The sequence below is a fragment of the Paracoccus sp. SJTW-4 genome (genome assembly GCF_047716885.1).
Lineage (GTDB): Bacteria > Pseudomonadota > Alphaproteobacteria > Rhodobacterales > Rhodobacteraceae > Paracoccus > Paracoccus solventivorans.
This window is the reverse complement of sequence record NZ_CP136681.1, coordinates 1,960,546-1,978,378: the sequence shown is the minus strand read 5'-3', so window position 1 is coordinate 1,978,378 and position 17,833 is coordinate 1,960,546. Positions and strand designations below refer to the sequence as shown.

Below are 17,833 nucleotides of genomic sequence, written 5' to 3'. Positions count from 1 at the left end.
TGCGCCGCGGCCGGCTCCGGCCTATGCCGAATCATGCTGTCGCAGAAATCCCGCCACGCGCTGCACGCGATGCTGTTCCTGGCCCGCCGGGGCGCCAGCGCCACTGCGGCCGAAATTGCGCAGTCGGAAAACATTCCGCGCAAGTTCCTGGAACAGATCCTGTCGCAGCTGCGCATGCGCGGGCTGGTGGTCGGCAAGCGCGGCCCCAGCGGCGGCTATGTGCTGTCGCGCGATCCCGCGCAGATCAGCTTTGCCGAGGTGCTGCGCGCGATCGACGGGCCCCTGGCGCTGGCCCCCTGCGCCAGCCGCACCGAATACCGCCCCTGTCCCGACTGCCGCTCGGTCGAGGAATGCGAGATCCGCCCGGTGCTGATCGCGGTGCGCGACGCCACCGCCGCCCGGCTCGAGGGGACGTCACTGGCGCAGGCGGTGGCGTCACGGCTGCCCGAGTTTCCGCTGTAGCCCCCGGCCTCTGCCCCGGCCGGACTTGCCTTTGCGGGGCGCCGGGCTTATTTCGGCGGCTGCAACGCAAGGGACGCCCATGACCAACCCCGCCCAGTTCATCAGCCAGGTCCGCGCCGAGGCCGCCAAGATCGTCTGGCCCGCGCGGCGCGAGGTCGTGACCACCACGATCATGGTGTTCGTCATGGCCGGGCTGTTCAGCCTGTTCTTCTTTGTCGTCGACCTGCTGATCCGCAGCGGCGTCTCGACCGTCCTGCGCACCGTGGGCTGAGCGGGCGCCGGCCGGCCCCCGGGCCGGCTGCCGATGCTTGCATTCCGGCCGGTGGGCGGATATGTCCCCCCGACCTGCCCGGGTAGCGGCGTGCACCGATTCGGTCTGCGCGCCGTTTCAGTTTTCGGGCCGACGCGGCCGGTCATGGGCCGCAGAATTCAAGCAGGGGACGATCAAGGCGATGGCAAAGCGGTGGTATTCGGTCAGCGTCCTGTCCAACTTCGAAAAGAAGGTGGCCGAGGCGATCCGGCAGGCCGTGGCCGAAAAGGGCCTTGAGGACGAGATCGACGAGGTCGTCGTCCCCACCGAGGAAGTGATCGAGATCCGCCGCGGCAAGAAGGTCACGTCCGAGCGCCGCTTCATGCCCGGCTATGTGCTGGTGCACATGGATCTGTCGGACAAGACCTATCACCTGGTGAACTCGATCAATCGCGTCACCGGCTTTCTCGGCTCGCAGGGGCGGCCGATGCCGATGCGCGACGACGAGGTGAACGAGATGCTGTCCCGCTCGGGGCAGGGCGGGGCCGAGGTGGCGCCGCGCAACCTGATCCGCTTCGAGGTGGGCGAGCGGGTGAACGTCACCGACGGCCCGTTCGAGGGGTTCTCGGGCATGGTCGAGGAAGTCGACGAGATTTCCAGCCGGGTGAAGGTGACCGTCTCGATCTTTGGCCGGCCGACGCCGGTCGAACTGGAATTCACGCAGGTCGCCAAGACCTCGTGATCTGTGCGCGGGAGGTTGCGGCACCGCAAGGGGTCGCGCCGCACCGCTAAGTCGGCCCCGAATCCCCGGGGCGTGATGATAAGGAGAAGGCCAGATGGCCAAGAAAGTCGTCGGCAGCCTCAAGCTGCAGATCAAGGCGGGGCAAGCGACCCCGTCCCCGCCCGTCGGCCCGGCCCTGGGTCAGCGCGGCATCAACATCATGGAATTCTGCAAGGCGTTCAACGCCCGCACGCAGGAGATGGAGCAGGGCTCGCCGATTCCGGTGGTGATCACCTATTACGCGGACAAGTCCTTCACCTTTGAAACCAAGACTCCGCCCGCGACCTTCCTGCTGAAAAAGGCGGCCGGCCTGAAGCCGCAGGGCAAGCGCAACCGCGCCAAGGGTTCGGAAAAGCCCGGTCGCCAGACCGCCGGCACCGTGACCGTCAAGCAGGTGCGCGAGATCGCCGAGCTGAAGATGAAGGACCTGTCGGCCACCGACATCGAGGCCGCCATGCAGATCATCCTCGGTTCCGCCCGTTCCGTCGGCATCGAAGTGAAGGGCTGATCCAGATGGCAAAGATCGCTAAGAAGAAAGCCGCCGCCCGCGCCGCATTCGCCGGCAAGGCGTTCCTGCCGGTGGAGGATGCCGTGGCGCTGGTCAAGGCCAATGCCTCGGCCAAGTTCGACGAGACGCTGGAGATCGCGCTGAACCTGGGCGTCGACCCGCGCCACGCCGACCAGATGGTCCGCGGCGTCGTGACCCTGCCCAACGGCACCGGCAAGGACGTGCGCGTCGCCGTGTTCGCCCGCGGTCCCAAGGCCGATGAGGCCAAGGCCGCCGGGGCAGAGATCGTCGGCGCCGAGGACCTGATGGAATCCATCCAGGCCGGCAACATCGACTTTGACCGCTGCATCGCCACCCCCGACATGATGCCGCTGGTCGGCCGTCTGGGGAAGATCCTGGGCCCGCGCAACCTGATGCCGAACCCCAAGGTCGGCACGGTGACCATGGACGTGAAATCCGCGGTCGAGGCGGCCAAGGGCGGCGAGGTCCAGTTCAAGGCCGAAAAGGCGGGCGTGGTCCACGCCGGCGTCGGCAAGATCTCGTTCGAGCCGGAAAAGCTGGCGGAAAACATCCGCGCCTTTGTCGATGCGGTGAACCGGGCGAAGCCCTCGGGCGCCAAGGGCACCTATCTGAAAAAGGTCTCGATCAGCTCGACCATGGGTCCGGGCGTGTCGCTGGACCTGACCTCGGCCACCGCGCAGGGCTGAGCCCGGCCCCGGCCTGAACAAAGCGCCCCGGCCGCCGTGCCGGGGCGTCTTGCATTCCGCCCCTGCTGTGCTGCCCGCTTGCGCCCGGGCCGCTGTCGCGCTAGCTAAGGCGCTTCAGGCGCAGTCGCGATTCGCGGCTGCCCTGTTCCTGTCCGAGACGGAGGGCTGGCGCGTGAACGCCGTTAAGTCCTTCCCGAGATGGAAGTCGAGATTTTTCCGCAAAGGTTCCACCTTTGGGGCGCTCTCGGGTCCATCGCCCAAGGACCCGCCCCTGCCGCCCGAAAGCGGCCGGGACAAGTGAGCCGGGGGGAAACCCCCAACGTGGAGTGAACCGTGGATAGAGCCCAAAAAGAACAGGTGGTCGAGGAACTCGGCCAGATCTTTGAAAGCTCTGGCGTCGTGGTGGTTGCCCGCTACGAGGGGATGACGGTTGCCGAGATGCAGGCCCTGCGCGCGCAGATGCGCGAAGCCGGGGGTGCAGTCCGCGTTGCCAAGAACAGGCTCGCCAAGATCGCCCTTGAAGGAAAGCCGGCGGCTTCGATCGCCGATTACCTGACGGGGATGACCGTTCTCGCCTTTTCCGAAGACCCCGTGGCTGCGGCCAAGGTCGCGGACGCCTATGCCAAGACGAATGACAAGTTCGTGATCCTTGGCGGCGCCATGGGCGAGAACGCTCTGGATCCGGCCGGTGTGAAAGCCGTGGCCCAGATGCCGTCGCGCGAGGAGCTTATCGCCTCGATCGTGTCCTGCATCGGTGCCCCTGCCAGCAACATCGCCGGTGCGATCGGCGCGCCTGCCAGCAACATCGCGGGCATCCTTTCGACGCTCGAAGAGCGTGAGGCTGCCTGAGGCAATCCCGTCCCGTCAGGCCGCAGGGCCGCGACGTTGGAACAACATTCTGGAAAGAACGGAAAAATGGCTGATCTGAAGCAACTCGCCGAACAAATCGTCAACCTGACCCTGCTGCAGGCGCAGGAACTGAAGACGATCCTGAAAGATGAATACGGCATCGAGCCGGCCGCCGGTGGCGCCGTCATGATGGCTGGCCCGGCTGCGGGCGGTGCGGCGGAAGCCGCCGAGGAAAAGACCGAATTCGACGTGGTTCTGGTCGAAGCCGGCGCCAACAAGATCAACGTGATCAAGGAAGTGCGCGCCATCACCGGCCTGGGCCTGAAAGAAGCCAAGGACCTGGTGGAAGCTGGCGGCAAGGTCAAGGAAGCTGCGGCCAAGGCCGAAGCCGAAGAAATGAAGACCAAGCTGGAAGCTGCCGGCGCCAAGGTCGAACTGAAGTAATCCGGCCGCGAGGTCGGGCGGTCGTCCCATCCCCGGGCAATCAGAGCCTGCTGGATCGTGACCGCGCAGACAGGGCAGGGTCCGGGTTTTCCCGGTCCCTGCCGAACCCGTCTTGAAGGACACTTGGTGCGACCCTATCTGGGACGAGTCTCCTTCAGGGCGAGTTTGCGGTTCGGGAGCTGCGCGGTGGGACGCGCGGCACGAATGGAGCCGCACCCCTGATGTTCGTATGCGTGCCGCGGATCGGGCCCCGACGATCCGCCGCGCGATGACGAAAGGCGATTACCTCCATGGCGCAATCCTACGTCGGCCAGAAGCGCATCCGGCGCTATTACGGCAATATCCGCGAAGTCCTTGAAATGCCGAACCTCATCGAGGTTCAGAAATCCTCCTACGACCTGTTCCTCGCCTCGGGCGACGGCGAGGGCCACCGGGACGGCGAAGGCATCCAGGGCGTGTTCCAGTCGGTGTTCCCGATCAAGGACTTCAACGAGACCGCGACGCTGGAATTCGTGAAATACGAGCTGGAAAAGCCGAAATACGACGTTGAGGAATGCCAGCAGCGCGACATGACCTATGCCGCGCCGCTGAAAGTGACGCTGCGTCTGATCGTGTTCGACGTCGATGAGAACTCGGGCACCCGGGCGGTCAAGGACATCAAGGAGCAGGATGTCTACATGGGCGACATGCCCCTGATGACCCAGAACGGCACCTTCATCGTGAACGGGACCGAGCGGGTGGTGGTCAGCCAGATGCACCGCAGCCCCGGCGTGTTCTTCGACCACGACCGCGGCAAGACCCACAGCTCGGGCAAGCTGCTGTTCGCCTGCCGCATCATCCCCTATCGCGGCTCGTGGCTGGATTTCGAGTTCGACGCCAAGGATCTGGTGTTCGCCCGCATCGACCGCCGCCGCAAGCTGCCGGTGACCACGCTGCTTTACGCACTGGGCATGGACCAGGACGCGATCATGTCGGCGTTCTATGAAACGGTCGACTACAAGCTGCAGTCCGGCAAGAAGGGCGCCGAGGGCTGGGTCACGCGCTTCTTCCCCGAGCGCGTGCGCGGCACCCGCCCGTCCTATGACCTGGTCAACGCCGACACCGGCGAGGTGATCACCAAGGCCGGCGACAAGGTGACCCCGCGCCTGGTCAAGAAGCTGCTGGAATCGGGCGAGGTCGCGAACCTGCTGGTCCCGTTCGAGCGCATCGTCGGCCGCTTCGTCGCCCGCGACCTCGTCAACGAGGATACCGGCCTGATCTATGCCGAAGCCGGCGACGAGATCACCGCGGAATACAAGGACGACGAGCTGTCGGGCGGCCTGCTCAAGTCGCTGCTGGACAACGGGATCACCGAGATCCCGGTGCTTGATATCGACCATGTGAACGTCGGCCCCTATATCCGCAACACCATGGCCGCCGACAAGAACATGAACCGCGACGGCGCGCTGATGGACATCTACCGGGTGATGCGCCCGGGCGAGCCGCCGACCGTCGAGGCGGCGAGCGTGCTGTTCAACAACCTGTTCTTTGATTCCGAGCGCTACGACCTGTCGGCCGTGGGCCGGGTCAAGATGAACATGCGCCTGGACCTGGACGCCCCCGACACCCAGCGCACCCTGCGCCCGGAAGACATCGTGGCCTGTGTCCGCGGTCTGGTCGAGCTGCGCGACGGCAAGGGCGAGATCGACGACATCGACCACCTGGGCAACCGCCGGGTGCGTTCGGTCGGCGAGCTGATGGAAAACCAGTACCGCATCGGCCTGCTGCGCATGGAGCGCGCGATCCGCGAGCGCATGTCCGGCGTCGAGATCGACACCGTGATGCCGCAGGACCTGATCAACGCCAAGCCGGCAGCGGCGGCGGTGCGCGAATTCTTCGGCAGCTCGCAGCTGTCGCAGTTCATGGACCAGACCAACCCGCTGTCCGAAGTGACCCACAAGCGCCGCCTGTCGGCGCTGGGGCCGGGCGGTCTGACCCGCGAACGCGCCGGCTTCGAGGTGCGCGACGTGCACCCGACCCACTACGGCCGCATGTGCCCGATCGAGACCCCGGAAGGCCAGAACATCGGCCTGATCAACTCGCTGGCAACCTTCGCCCGCGTGAACAAATACGGCTTCATCGAGACCCCGTACCGCAAGGTGATCGACGGCAAGGTGACCGATGACGTCGTCTATATGTCGGCGACCGAGGAAATGCGCCACACCGTCGCCCAGGCCAATGCAGAGCTGGACGACGAGGGCCGCTTCGTCGAGGAGCTGATCAGCAGCCGCCAGGCGGGCGACTTCACCCTGAACCCGGTCGATGCCATCGACCTGATCGACGTGTCGCCGAAGCAGCTGGTCTCGGTCGCCGCGGCGCTGATTCCCTTCCTTGAAAACGACGACGCCAACCGCGCGCTGATGGGCTCGAACATGCAGCGCCAGGCGGTGCCGCTGCTGAAGGCCGAGGCGCCCTTCGTCGGCACCGGGATGGAGGCCACCGTCGCCCGCGATTCCGGCGCCGCCATCATGGCGCGGCGCGGCGGCGTGATCGACCAGGTGGACGCCAGCCGCATCGTCGTGCGCGCCACCGAGGATCTGGGCGCGGGCGATGCCGGCGTCGACATCTACCGGCTGCGCAAGTTCAAGCGCTCGAACCAGTCCTCGACCATCAACCAGCGGCCGCTGGTCAAGGTCGGCGACCGGGTGATGAAGGGGCAGGTGATCGCCGACGGTCCCTCGACCGACCAGGGCGAGCTGGCCATCGGCCGGAACGTGATCGTCGCCTTCATGCCGTGGAACGGTTACAACTACGAAGACTCGATCCTGATTTCCGAGCGGATCCACCGCGACGACGTGTTCACCTCGATCCATATCGACGAATACGAAGTCGCGGCCCGCGACACCAAGCTGGGCCCGGAAGAGATCACCCGCGACATCCCGAACGTGGGCGAAGAAGCCCTGCGCAACCTGGATGAAGCCGGCATCGTCTATATCGGCGCCGAGGTCGGCCCGGGCGACATCCTGGTGGGCAAGATCACCCCCAAGGGCGAAAGCCCGATGACGCCGGAAGAAAAGCTGCTGCGCGCCATCTTCGGCGAAAAGGCCAGCGACGTGCGCGACACCTCGCTGCGGCTGCCGCCGGGGGCCTATGGCACGGTGGTCGAGGTGCGGGTGTTCAACCGCCACGGCGTCGACAAGGACGAACGCGCCCTGCAGATCGAGCGCGAGGAGATCGAGGGCCTGGCCCGCGACCGCGACGACGAGCTGGCGATTCTGGAGCGCAACATCTACGCGCGCCTGAAATCGCTGATCATGGGCAAGACCGCCGTCAAAGGCCCCAAGGGCATCAAGGCGGGCAGCGAGGTCACGCAGGACCTGCTGGACAGCCTGTCGCGCGGCCAGTGGTTCCAGCTGGCCATCGCCGACGAGGACACCGCCCGCGAGGTCGAGGCGCTGCAGGATCAGTTCAACGTCCAGAAAAAAGCGCTGGACGCACGGTTCGAGGACAAGGTCGAAAAAGTCCGCCAGGGCGACGACCTGCCTCCGGGCGTGATGAAGATGGTCAAGGTGTTCGTGGCGGTCAAACGCAAGCTGCAGGCCGGCGACAAGATGGCCGGGCGCCACGGCAACAAGGGCGTGGTGTCCAAGGTCGTCCCGATGGAGGACATGCCCTTCCTGGCCGACGGCACCCCGGTCGACCTGGTGCTGAACCCGCTGGGCGTGCCCTCGCGGATGAACGTCGGGCAGATCCTTGAAACCCACATGGGCTGGGCCGCGCGCGGTCTGGGTATCCAGATCGACGAGGCGCTGCAGCAGTACCGGCAGAATGGCGACATGACCCCGGTGCGCGAGGCGATGAAGAACGGCTATGGCGACGCGACCTATGAGGAAGAGTTCGCCGGCTTGGACGACACCGCTCTGGTCGAATGCGCCGAGCATGTCCGCGAGGGCGTGCCGATCGCGACCCCGGTGTTCGACGGCGCCAAGGAAGGCGACGTGAACGACGCGCTGCGGCGGGCGGGCTTTGACACCTCGGGGCAGTCGATCGTGTTCGACGGCCGCACCGGCGAACAGTTCGCGCGCGCGGTCACCGTGGGCGTCAAGTATGTCCTGAAGCTGCACCACCTTGTCGACGACAAGATGCACGCGCGCTCGACCGGTCCCTACAGCCTGGTGACCCAGCAGCCGCTGGGCGGCAAGGCGCAGTTCGGCGGCCAGCGTCTGGGCGAGATGGAGGTCTGGGCGCTGGAAGCCTATGGCGCCGCCTATACCCTGCAGGAAATGCTGACGGTCAAGTCGGACGACGTGGCCGGGCGGACCAAGGTCTACGAAAGCATCGTCAAGGGCGAAGACAACTTTGAGGCCGGCGTGCCGGAATCGTTCAACGTGCTGGTCAAGGAGGTCCGGGGTCTGGGCCTCAACATGGAACTCCTGGATGCGGAGGACGGGGAATAACGCTGCGCGCAACCACGCACCCTGCCGCCCGTAGGGTGCGTGGTCCCCACGCACCTTCCCCCATCCGCGCCACTCACAAGGTATTCAGATGAACCAGGAACTCGCCAACAATCCCTTCAACCCGATCGCCCCGGCGCGGCAGTTCGACGAGATCCGCATCTCGCTCGCCTCGCCCGAGGAAATCCTCGCCTGGTCCTTCGGCGAGGTGAAGAAGCCCGAAACCATCAACTACCGCACGTTCAAGCCGGAACGTGACGGCCTGTTCTGCGCGCGCATCTTCGGGCCGATCAAGGACTACGAATGCCTGTGCGGCAAGTACAAGCGCATGAAGTATCGCGGCCTCGTCTGCGAGAAATGCGGCGTCGAGGTGACGCTGCAGAAGGTCCGGCGCGAGCGCATGGGCCATATCGAACTGGCCGCCCCGGTCGCCCACATCTGGTTCCTCAAGTCGCTCCCCAGCCGGATCGGCCTGATGCTGGACATGACGCTGCGCGATCTGGAGCGGATTCTCTACTTTGAGAACTACGTCGTCATCGAGCCGGGCCTGACCGACCTGACCTATGGCCAGTTGATGACCGAGGAAGAATACCTCGATGCGCAGGACCAGTTCGGCGCCGACGCCTTCACTGCCAACATCGGCGCCGAGGCGATCCGCGAGATGCTGTCGGCGATCGACCTGCAGGCCACCGCCGACCAGCTGCGCGACGAGCTGAAAGAGGCGACCGGCGAGCTGAAGCCGAAAAAGATCATCAAGCGGCTGAAGATCGTCGAAAGCTTCCTGGAATCGGGCAACCGCCCGGAATGGATGGTGATGACCGTGATTCCGGTGATCCCGCCGGAACTGCGCCCGCTGGTGCCGCTGGACGGGGGCCGGTTCGCGACCTCGGACCTGAACGACCTCTATCGCCGGGTCATCAACCGCAACAACCGCCTCAAGCGGCTGATCGAGCTGCGCGCGCCCGACATCATCGTGCGCAACGAAAAGCGGATGCTGCAGGAATCGGTCGATGCGCTGTTCGACAACGGCCGCCGCGGCCGCGTGATCACCGGCAACAACAAGCGCCCGCTGAAATCGCTGTCGGACATGCTGAAAGGCAAGCAGGGCCGGTTCCGCCAGAACCTGCTGGGCAAGCGCGTGGACTTTTCCGGCCGCTCGGTCATCGTGACCGGGCCGGAACTGAAGCTGCACCAGTGCGGGCTGCCCAAGAAGATGGCGCTCGAGCTGTTCAAGCCGTTCATCTATTCCAAGCTGCAGGCGCAGGGCTATTCGACCACCGTCAAGCAGTCCAAGAAGCTGGTGGAAAAGGAACGCCCCGAGGTCTGGGACATCCTGGACGAGGTGATCCGCGAACACCCGGTGCTGCTGAACCGCGCGCCCACCCTGCACCGGCTGGGCATCCAGGCGTTCGAGCCGATCCTGATCGAGGGCAAGGCGATCCAGCTGCACCCGCTGGTCTGCTCGGCCTTCAACGCCGACTTCGACGGCGACCAGATGGCCGTGCACGTTCCGCTGAGCCTCGAGGCGCAGCTGGAAGCGCGCGTCCTGATGATGTCCACGAACAACGTGCTGTCGCCCGCCAACGGCGCGCCGATCATCGTGCCGTCGCAGGACATGGTGCTGGGGCTCTATTACGCTACCATGCAGCGCGACGGCATGAAGGGCGAGGGCATGGCCTTCGGTTCCGTCGATGAGGTCGAGCACGCGCTGGCCGCGGGCGAGGTGCATCTGCACGCCTCGATCATCTGCCGCCTGCCGCAGATCGACGAGGACGGCAACGAGGTCATCAAGCGCTACGAGACCACCCCCGGCCGGGTCCGGCTGGGCGCGCTGCTGCCCCGCAACGCCAAGGCGCCGTTCGAACTGGTCAACCGCCTGCTGCGCAAGAAGGACGTCCAGAACGTCATCGACACCGTCTACCGCTACTGCGGGCAGAAGGAATCGGTGATCTTCTGCGACCAGATCATGGGCATGGGCTTCCGCGAGGCGTTCAAGGCCGGCATCAGCTTCGGCAAGGACGACATGGTGGTCCCGGACAACAAATGGGACATCGTCGCCGAGGTCCAGGACCAGGTGAAGGAGTTCGAGCAGCAGTATCTCGACGGGCTGATCACCCAGGGCGAGAAATACAACAAGGTCGTGGACGCGTGGTCGAAGTGCAACGACCGCGTGACCGAGGCGATGATGAACACCATCTCGGCCCCGCGCCAGGATGAGAACGGTGCCGAGGCCGAACCGAACAGCGTCTACATGATGGCGCACTCGGGCGCCCGGGGCTCGGTCAGCCAGATGAAGCAGCTGGGGGGGATGCGCGGCCTGATGGCCAAGCCCTCGGGCGAGATCATCGAGACGCCGATCATCTCGAACTTCAAGGAAGGCCTGACCGTTCTTGAATACTTCAACTCGACCCACGGCGCGCGGAAGGGTCTGTCGGACACCGCGCTGAAGACCGCGAACTCGGGCTACCTGACCCGGCGTCTGGTCGACGTGGCGCAGGACTGCATCATCCGCGAACACGACTGCGGCACCGATGCGGCGATCACCGCGGCGGCAGCGATCAACGACGGCGAGGTGATCTCGCCGCTGTCGGAACGCATCCTGGGCCGCGTCGCGGCCGAGGACGTGCTGGTCCCCGGCAGCGACGAGGTGATGGTCCGCCAGAACGAGCTGATCGACGAACGCAAGGCCGACGCGATCGAGACGGCGGGCGTGCAGACGGTGCGCATCCGCTCGGCGCTGACCTGCGAGGCCGAGGACGGCGTCTGCGCGCTGTGCTACGGCCGCGACCTGGCCCGCGGCACGCTGGTCAACATCGGCGAGGCGGTGGGCATCATCGCCGCGCAGTCGATCGGTGAACCCGGCACCCAGCTGACGATGCGGACCTTCCACATCGGCGGCATCGCGCAGGGTGGGCAGCAGTCCTTCATCGCGGCCAACCAGGAAGGCACGGTGCAGTTCGAAAACACCGCCGTTCTGGAAAACGCCAATGGCGAGCTGATCGTGATGAGCCGCTCGATGCAGCTGCACGTCCTGAACGAGCATGGCACCGCGCTGGCCAGCCACAAGCTGTACTACGGCTCCAAGCTGATGGTGCGCGACGGCGACGCGGTGACCCGCGGGCAGAAGCTGTTCGAATGGGACCCCTACACCCTGCCGATCATCGCCGAACAGGCGGGGACGGCGCGGTTCGTGGACCTGCTGTCCGGCCTGTCGGTCCGCGAGGACACCGACGAGGCCACCGGCATGACCCAGAAGATCGTCACCGACTGGCGCTCGACCAGCCGCAGCGCCGATCTCAAGCCCGAGATCATCCTGATGGGCGCCGACGGCGAGCCGGTGCGCAACGAGCAGGGCAACCCGCTCTCCTATCCGATGTCGGTCGACGCGATCCTGTCGGTCGAGGACGGGCAGGAGGTCCGGGCCGGCGACGTGGTGGCGCGGATCCCGCGCGAGGGCGCGCGCACCAAGGACATCACCGGGGGTCTGCCCCGCGTGGCGGAACTGTTCGAGGCGCGCCGTCCCAAGGACCACGCGATCATCGCGGAAATCGACGGCACGGTGAAGTTCGGCAAGGACTACAAGAACAAGCGCCGGATCATCGTGCAGCCGACCAACGAGGACCTGGAACCCGTCGAATACATGGTGCCAAAGGGCAAGCACATCCCGGTGCAGGAAGGCGACTTCGTGCAGCGGGGCGACTATATCATGGACGGGAACCCCGCGCCGCATGACATCCTGCGGATCATGGGGATCGAGGCGCTGGCCGACTACCTGATCGACGAGGTCCAGGACGTCTACCGGCTGCAGGGCGTGAAGATCAACGACAAGCACATCGAGGTGATCGTCCGCCAGATGCTGCAGAAGATCGAGATCCTCGATTCCGGCGACACCACCCTGCTGAAGGGCGAGCACGTGGACCGCGACGAGTTCGTCGAGGAAAACGCCAAGATCGAGGCGCGCGGCGGCCGTCCGGCGCAGGGCGAGCCGGTGCTGCTGGGCATCACCAAGGCGTCGCTGCAGACCCGCAGCTTCATCTCGGCCGCGTCGTTCCAGGAAACCACGCGAGTGCTGACCGAGGCCGCGGTGCAGGGCAAGCGCGACCGTCTGGTCGGGCTCAAGGAAAACGTCATCGTCGGCCGGCTGATCCCGGCCGGGACCGGCGGCGCCAGCGCCCGCATCCGCCGCATCGCCGAGGACCGCGACGCCGAGGTGATCGAGATGCGCCGCGCCGAGGCCGAGGCTGCTGCCGCATTGGCCGCCCCGGAGCCGGCCGCCGAGGCGGACGTGGCCCCCTCGGACGAGTGACCCACAGGCCCGCGCGGCTTGGATGAACAGGCATAGGCCCGGCAATCGCCGGGCCTTTCGCATTCCGGGGCGGGAGGCAAGAAGGGCACGAAGCGGCGAGGGGCAGGCGGGCTTGTGCGGTGCAAAGGCCGGTGAAACCTCAACCCCTGAAGCGCCATGCAAGAGACGATGCAGCCCGGCCCCGCCTGCATCCACACATCCCGCAGCGGCACGCCCCCGCCCTCGGTTGTCCGCTCGCCTGCCGACCCATGGGTCTTGCGCAGGGCCGGGGCGGATGCCACCACTTGCCAATCGGTCCGCGAGGGGGAGGAGGGGTCCATGTCCACCATCCAGATGCCGGTCCCCGATGCGGGGATCATCGCGCAGAAGCCGCAGATCGTGGCAGCGCTGCAAGCCGTGCTGCCGGCGGATGCGGTGATCTCGGACCCGGCCGAGACCCGCGCCTATGAATGCGACGCGCTGACCGCCTATCGCTGCCCGCCGCTGGCGGTGGTGCTGCCCCGCACCACGGAAGAAGTCGCCGCCGCCATGCGCATCTGCCACGACATGGGCGTGCCGGTGGTGCCGCGGGGGGCGGGGACCTCGCTGGCCGGTGGCGCGCTGCCCACCGCCGACAGCGTGGTGATCGCGACGCTGCGCCTGCGCGAGGTGCTGGAGATCGACACAAGGAATCGCTTTGTCCGGGTGCAGACCGGGGTGACCAACCTGTCGGTCAGCGGCGAGCTGGCGTCCTTGGGGTTCTTTTACGCGCCCGACCCCTCGTCGCAGCTGGCCTGCACCATTGCGGGCAATATCGCGATGAACTCGGGCGGGGCGCATTGCCTGAAATACGGGGTCACCACCAACAACCTGCTGGGGGTGCGGATGGTGCTGGCCTCGGGCGAGATCGTCGAGATCGGCGGCCCGCTGCTGGGCGCGGCGGGGCTGGACCTGCTGGGGCTGATCTGCGGCTCCGAAGGCCAGCTGGGCATCGTGACCGAGGCGACGCTGCGCATCCTGCCCCGCCCCGAAGGCGCGCGCCCGATGCTGATCGGTTTCGATTCCGCCGAGGTCGCCGGCGAATGCGTGGCGCGGATCATCCGTTCCGGGCTGCTGCCGGTGGCGATCGAATACATGGACGACGTGTGCCTGCGCGCGGTCGAGGGCTTCGCCCGCGCCGGCTATCCCGACTGCGCCGCGGTGCTGATTGTCGAGGTCGAGGGCTCCGAGGCCGAGATCGCCGAGCAGACCGAACGTATCCGCGCCATCGCCGCCGCGCTGCACCCGGTCGAATTCCGCAGCAGCCGCAACGACGACGAATCGCTGGCGATCTGGAAGGGGCGCAAATCGGCATTCGGCGCCATGGGGCGGCTGGGCGATTACTTGTGCCTGGACGGGACCGTGCCGGTGTCGAAACTGCCCTTCACGCTGCGCCGCATCGGCGAACTGTCGCGCGAACACGGGCTCGAGGTCGCCAATGTCTTCCATGCGGGCGACGGCAACATGCACCCGCTGATCCTGTTCGACGCCAACACACCCGGCGATCTGGAGCGGGCCGAGGCCTTTGGCCGCGACATCCTGCGGCTCTGCGTCGAGGTCGGCGGCTGCCTGACCGGCGAACACGGCGTCGGCATCGAAAAGCGCGACCTGATGTCGGCGCAATACGGGCCCGACGACATGGCGATCCAGATGGAGGTCAAGTCGGCGCTGGACCCGCGCTGGCTGCTGAACCCCGCCAAGGTGTTCCCGCTGGACGCAAGCCAGCCGTGGCGCGAAGGGACGGCGCGATGATGGCCCCCGCATCCGAGGCCGAACTGGCCGCGCTGGTCGCCGACCACCACGGCCGCGCCGCGCCGCTGTGGCTGGCGGGCGGCGGCACCCGGCTGCGCCTGCCGCAGGCGGCAACGCTGTCCACCCGCGCCCTGTCCGGCGTCGTCACTTACGAGCCGGGCGAACTGACCCTGATCGCCCGCGCCGGCACCCCCTTGGCCGAGATCGAGGCGCTGCTGGCCGATCAGGGGCAGGCGCTGGCCTTTGAGCCGATGGACCATCGCGCCATACTTGGCACCACCGGCGAGCCCACTATCGGCGGCGTGGTGGCCGCCAATGTCTCGGGTCCGCGGCGGGTGCTGGCGGGGGCGTGCCGCGACCATCTGCTGGGGGTGCGCTTCGTCGACGGCCGCGGGCGGGTGATCCGCAATGGCGGGCGGGTGATGAAGAACGTCACCGGCATGGATCTGGGGCGGCTGGTTGCCGGCTCCTTCGGCACGCTGGCGGTGCTGACCGAGGTGGCGCTGAAGACCCTGCCGCTGGCCGAGGCGCAGGAAACGCTGGCCTTTACCGGGCTGGACGCCGCGCAGGCGGTGGCGCTGTTTTCCGCGGCGCTGGCGACACCGTTCGAGGTGTCCGGCGCTGCCTTCCACGCCGGCACCGCCTGGCTGCGAATCGAGGGGCTGGCGGCGCAGGTCGCCTATCGGCGCGCGCGGCTGACGGCGCTGCTGCGCGACCACACGCCCGAGGTGCTGGACGCCGCCGCCAGCCGCGCGCTGTGGAAGGGGCTGCGCGACGTGGCGCATTTCGCGGGTAAGGGCGCGCTGTGGCGGATCCTGGTCAAGCCCACCGACGCCCCCGCCACGGTGGCGGCGCTGGCGCGGCTGGGCGGCGATTCCTCGCTGGACTGGGGCGGCGGGCTGATCTGGTATCGCGGCCCGGGCGAGCCTGCGCAGGTCCGGCAGGCGGCGGGGACGGGGCTGGCGATGCTGCTGCGCCCCTCGGGCGATACGCCGCCGCTGTTTCCGGCCGAACCGCCGGGGGTGGCCGCGATCTCGGCGGCGCTGCGGCGGACCTTCGACCCGGCGGGGATCCTGAACCCGGGGCTGATGGAGGGCTGAGATGCAGACCAGTTTCACCGAAACCCAGCTTGCCGACCCGGCCACCGCGCGGTCGAACGAGATCCTGCGCTCCTGCGTGCATTGCGGCTTCTGCACCGCCACCTGCCCGACCTACATGGTGCTGGGGGACGAGCTGGACAGCCCCCGCGGCCGCATCTACCTGATCAAGGAGATGCTGGAAAGCGGCCGTGCCCCCGACGCGCGGACCGTGCAGCATATTGACCGCTGCCTGGGCTGCCTGTCCTGCATGACCACCTGCCCCTCGGGCGTGCATTACGCGCATTTGCTGGATCATGCGCGGGATCATATCGAGCGCAACCATCGCCGGCGCTGGGACGACCGGCTGCTGCGCTGGCTGCTGGCGCGGCTGCTGCCCTATCCGCGCCGCTTCCGCGCGGCGCTGCTGGGGGCGCGCATCGCCCGCCCGTTCCGCCGCGCGCTGCCCGATCCGCGACTGCGCGCGATGCTTGACATGGCGCCGCCGCACCTGCCGCGCCCCAGCGCCAACGACCGCCCGCAGGTGTTTGCGGCGCAAGGGTCGCGGCGCAAGCGGGTGGCGCTGCTGATCGGCTGCGCGCAGCGGGCGCTGAACACCGACATCAACGATGCCACCATCCGCCTGCTGACCCGCCACGGCTGCGAGGTGGTGATCCCGCGGGACGTCGGCTGCTGCGGGGCGCTGAGCCTGCACATGGGGCGCAGCGACGACGGGCACGCGCTGGCAGCCGCGAATATCCGCGCGCTTGCGGCCGAGATCGGCGGCGAGGGGCTGGACGCGGTGGTCATCAACACCTCGGGCTGCGGCACCACGGTCAAGGATTACGGGCATATGTTCGCCGGGGGTCCGCTGGAGGCGGATGCGGCGCAAGTGGCGGCGCTGGCCCGCGACGTCACCGAGGTGATGGTGGATTTGGGCCTCTCCGACGCCGCCCATGCGCAGCCGCTGCGCGTCGCCTATCACGCCGCCTGCTCGCTGCAGCACGGCCAGCAGATCCGCGCCGCGCCCAAGGACCTGCTGCGCGCCGCCGGGTTCGAGGTGGTCGAGCCGCGCGACCCGCATCTGTGCTGCGGCTCGGCCGGGACCTACAACCTGCTGCAACCCGCGATCGCCGGGCAGCTGAAATCGCGCAAGGTCGCGACGCTCGAGGCCACCGCTCCGCAGGTGATCTGCGCCGGAAACCTCGGCTGCATGATGCAGATCGGCTCGGGCACCGGGGTGCCGGTGGTCCATACCGTCGAGCTGCTGGACTGGGCAACCGGCGGCCCCCGCCCGCCGTCGCTGGCCGCACCCTGACCGCCACCGCAGCGCGGCGTCGCCGCCGCAATGGGTATTTGGACCAGAAAGAAACCTCCATGCCCTCTGCGGCCAGCAAGCTTCTTTCTGGCCCAAATACCCATGCAACGGCGCAAGCGGTACGGCGTCTGCAGTCTCGGCGGCGAGCATGAAAAAAGGCGCCCCGAGGGGGCGCCTTTGGTGATCCGTGGGGAGGAACGGATCGGCCGGGATCAGAACCGGAAGTTCACACCCAGCTTGACTTGGTTCAGGTCTAGGTCGGCTGCATAAGCGTCCACATCGCCAAAGTCGGTGTAGGCATATTCCGCATAGCCCGACCAGTTCGGGTTGAACCGATATTCCGCACCTAGGCCGAGGGTCGCACCGTCGACGGATTCGGAGATGCCGGGAGCCTCAAGCTTGGCGTGGCTATAACCCAGCAGACCGTAAGCCATCAGCTGTTCGCTGAAAGCATAGCCGGCGCGGAGGAACACGGTTCCAACGTTCTTCAGCTCGTGCTCTTCGGTGACTTCTCCGAGATCAAGATCGTCCTTGTACGTGGCAAGGTTGTATTCAGCACCCAAGCCGAACACGCCGTTGCCGCGCTGCCAATCGTAACCGCCGCGCAGCGCAAAGTTGGCGCCGTCCGGCTCGGGGCGATCATCCGACGGATCGAACTCCGCCTTGCCATAGTTCACGTTGGCGCCCAGGTAGCCGCCGGCCCAGGTGCCGACGATGGGGGCGGGGGTGACGGCGACCACGGGCTCGACATCGGCGACAGGGGCGACATAGCCGCCGGCAAGCGCAGGCGCGGCCGCCAGGGCGGCCAGCGAGGATGCGAGTGCAGCATATTTCCGCATGAACATGTCCTTTCTGTTCAGATCACGGCTGTGCAACCTAGCTGGGAAGCCCCTGGTTCCGCTTCAATCGATCGCACCGCAACTCGATTG

At 67.1% G+C, this 17,833-nt stretch carries 13 protein-coding genes; 12 read left to right on the top strand and 1 reads right to left on the bottom strand.

Translation table 11 applies throughout. From position 1 onward, the window contains the following. Positions 1 to 33: 33 nt before the first annotated feature. The 12 genes from RSP45_RS09640 (at position 34) to glcF (ending at position 16,904) form a co-directional block, all read left to right on the top strand. Positions 34 to 462, top strand: a complete 429-nt coding sequence (locus RSP45_RS09640) for an RrF2 family transcriptional regulator (RefSeq protein ID WP_415391757.1) — start codon at positions 34 to 36, stop codon at positions 460 to 462. 79 nt (positions 463 to 541) lie between these two features. Then, positions 542 to 733 (top strand): preprotein translocase subunit SecE, encoded by a 192-nt coding sequence (gene secE / locus RSP45_RS09635; RefSeq protein WP_073068401.1) that lies wholly within the window; start codon positions 542 to 544, stop codon positions 731 to 733. A gap of 181 nt (positions 734 to 914) precedes the next feature. Then, on the top strand, positions 915 to 1,454 hold the full coding sequence (nusG, locus tag RSP45_RS09630; protein WP_073068399.1) for a transcription termination/antitermination protein NusG: 540 nt from the start codon (positions 915 to 917) through the stop codon (positions 1,452 to 1,454). 94 nt (positions 1,455 to 1,548) lie between these two features. After that, entirely contained in the window at positions 1,549 to 2,001 is a 453-nt protein-coding gene (gene rplK / locus RSP45_RS09625; protein WP_415391756.1) for a 50S ribosomal protein L11, read from the top strand. A 5-nt stretch (positions 2,002 to 2,006) separates the two neighbouring features. Beyond that, positions 2,007 to 2,708, top strand: coding sequence for a 50S ribosomal protein L1 (rplA, locus tag RSP45_RS09620; protein WP_073068394.1), 702 nt, complete (start codon positions 2,007 to 2,009; stop codon positions 2,706 to 2,708). A gap of 333 nt (positions 2,709 to 3,041) precedes the next feature. Then, the gene (gene rplJ / locus RSP45_RS09615; RefSeq protein ID WP_073068392.1) at positions 3,042 to 3,557 is read left to right on the top strand and encodes a 50S ribosomal protein L10; all 516 of its coding nucleotides are present in this window, start codon (positions 3,042 to 3,044) and stop codon (positions 3,555 to 3,557) included. A 66-nt stretch (positions 3,558 to 3,623) separates the two neighbouring features. Beyond that, positions 3,624 to 4,001: a 50S ribosomal protein L7/L12 gene (rplL, locus tag RSP45_RS09610; RefSeq protein WP_415391755.1), complete on the top strand. Its 378-nt coding sequence runs from the start codon at positions 3,624 to 3,626 to the stop codon at positions 3,999 to 4,001. Between the two features lie 290 nt (positions 4,002 to 4,291). Then, the gene (gene rpoB / locus RSP45_RS09605; RefSeq protein ID WP_415391754.1) at positions 4,292 to 8,437 is read left to right on the top strand and encodes a DNA-directed RNA polymerase subunit beta; all 4,146 of its coding nucleotides are present in this window, start codon (positions 4,292 to 4,294) and stop codon (positions 8,435 to 8,437) included. An 88-nt stretch (positions 8,438 to 8,525) separates the two neighbouring features. After that, on the top strand, positions 8,526 to 12,740 hold the full coding sequence (gene rpoC, locus RSP45_RS09600; protein ID WP_415391753.1) for a DNA-directed RNA polymerase subunit beta': 4,215 nt from the start codon (positions 8,526 to 8,528) through the stop codon (positions 12,738 to 12,740). Positions 12,741 to 13,067: 327 nt separating this feature from the next. Then, positions 13,068 to 14,510, top strand: a complete 1,443-nt coding sequence (locus RSP45_RS09595) for an FAD-linked oxidase C-terminal domain-containing protein (protein ID WP_415394040.1) — start codon at positions 13,068 to 13,070, stop codon at positions 14,508 to 14,510. Next, on the top strand, positions 14,510 to 15,610 hold the full coding sequence (locus tag RSP45_RS09590) for an FAD-binding protein (protein ID WP_415394039.1): 1,101 nt from the start codon (positions 14,510 to 14,512) through the stop codon (positions 15,608 to 15,610). Before RSP45_RS09595 ends, RSP45_RS09590 begins: the two co-directional genes overlap by 1 nt. Position 15,611: 1 nt before the next feature. After that, the gene (glcF, locus tag RSP45_RS09585) at positions 15,612 to 16,904 is read left to right on the top strand and encodes a glycolate oxidase subunit GlcF (RefSeq protein ID WP_415391752.1); all 1,293 of its coding nucleotides are present in this window, start codon (positions 15,612 to 15,614) and stop codon (positions 16,902 to 16,904) included. A gap of 212 nt (positions 16,905 to 17,116) precedes the next feature. On the opposite strand, the gene RSP45_RS09580 is transcribed toward glcF, so the two are convergent. Then, the gene (locus RSP45_RS09580; protein WP_415391751.1) at positions 17,117 to 17,743 is read right to left on the bottom strand and encodes an outer membrane protein; all 627 of its coding nucleotides are present in this window, start codon (positions 17,741 to 17,743) and stop codon (positions 17,117 to 17,119) included. Positions 17,744 to 17,833: the final 90 nt, after the last annotated feature.

Coding starts and splice junctions, on each gene's coding strand:
- RSP45_RS09640 (WP_415391757.1), top strand. CDS start 34: ATGCTGTCGCAGAAATCCCGCCACGCGCTGCACGCGATGCTGTTCCTG.
- secE (WP_073068401.1), top strand. CDS start 542: ATGACCAACCCCGCCCAGTTCATCAGCCAGGTCCGCGCCGAGGCCGCC.
- nusG (WP_073068399.1), top strand. CDS start 915: ATGGCAAAGCGGTGGTATTCGGTCAGCGTCCTGTCCAACTTCGAAAAG.
- rplK (WP_415391756.1), top strand. CDS start 1,549: ATGGCCAAGAAAGTCGTCGGCAGCCTCAAGCTGCAGATCAAGGCGGGG.
- rplA (WP_073068394.1), top strand. CDS start 2,007: ATGGCAAAGATCGCTAAGAAGAAAGCCGCCGCCCGCGCCGCATTCGCC.
- rplL (WP_415391755.1), top strand. CDS start 3,624: ATGGCTGATCTGAAGCAACTCGCCGAACAAATCGTCAACCTGACCCTG.
- rpoB (WP_415391754.1), top strand. CDS start 4,292: ATGGCGCAATCCTACGTCGGCCAGAAGCGCATCCGGCGCTATTACGGC.
- rpoC (WP_415391753.1), top strand. CDS start 8,526: ATGAACCAGGAACTCGCCAACAATCCCTTCAACCCGATCGCCCCGGCG.
- RSP45_RS09590 (WP_415394039.1), top strand. CDS start 14,510: ATGGCCCCCGCATCCGAGGCCGAACTGGCCGCGCTGGTCGCCGACCAC.
- glcF (WP_415391752.1), top strand. CDS start 15,612: ATGCAGACCAGTTTCACCGAAACCCAGCTTGCCGACCCGGCCACCGCG.
- RSP45_RS09580 (WP_415391751.1), bottom strand. CDS start 17,743: ATGCGGAAATATGCTGCACTCGCATCCTCGCTGGCCGCCCTGGCGGCC.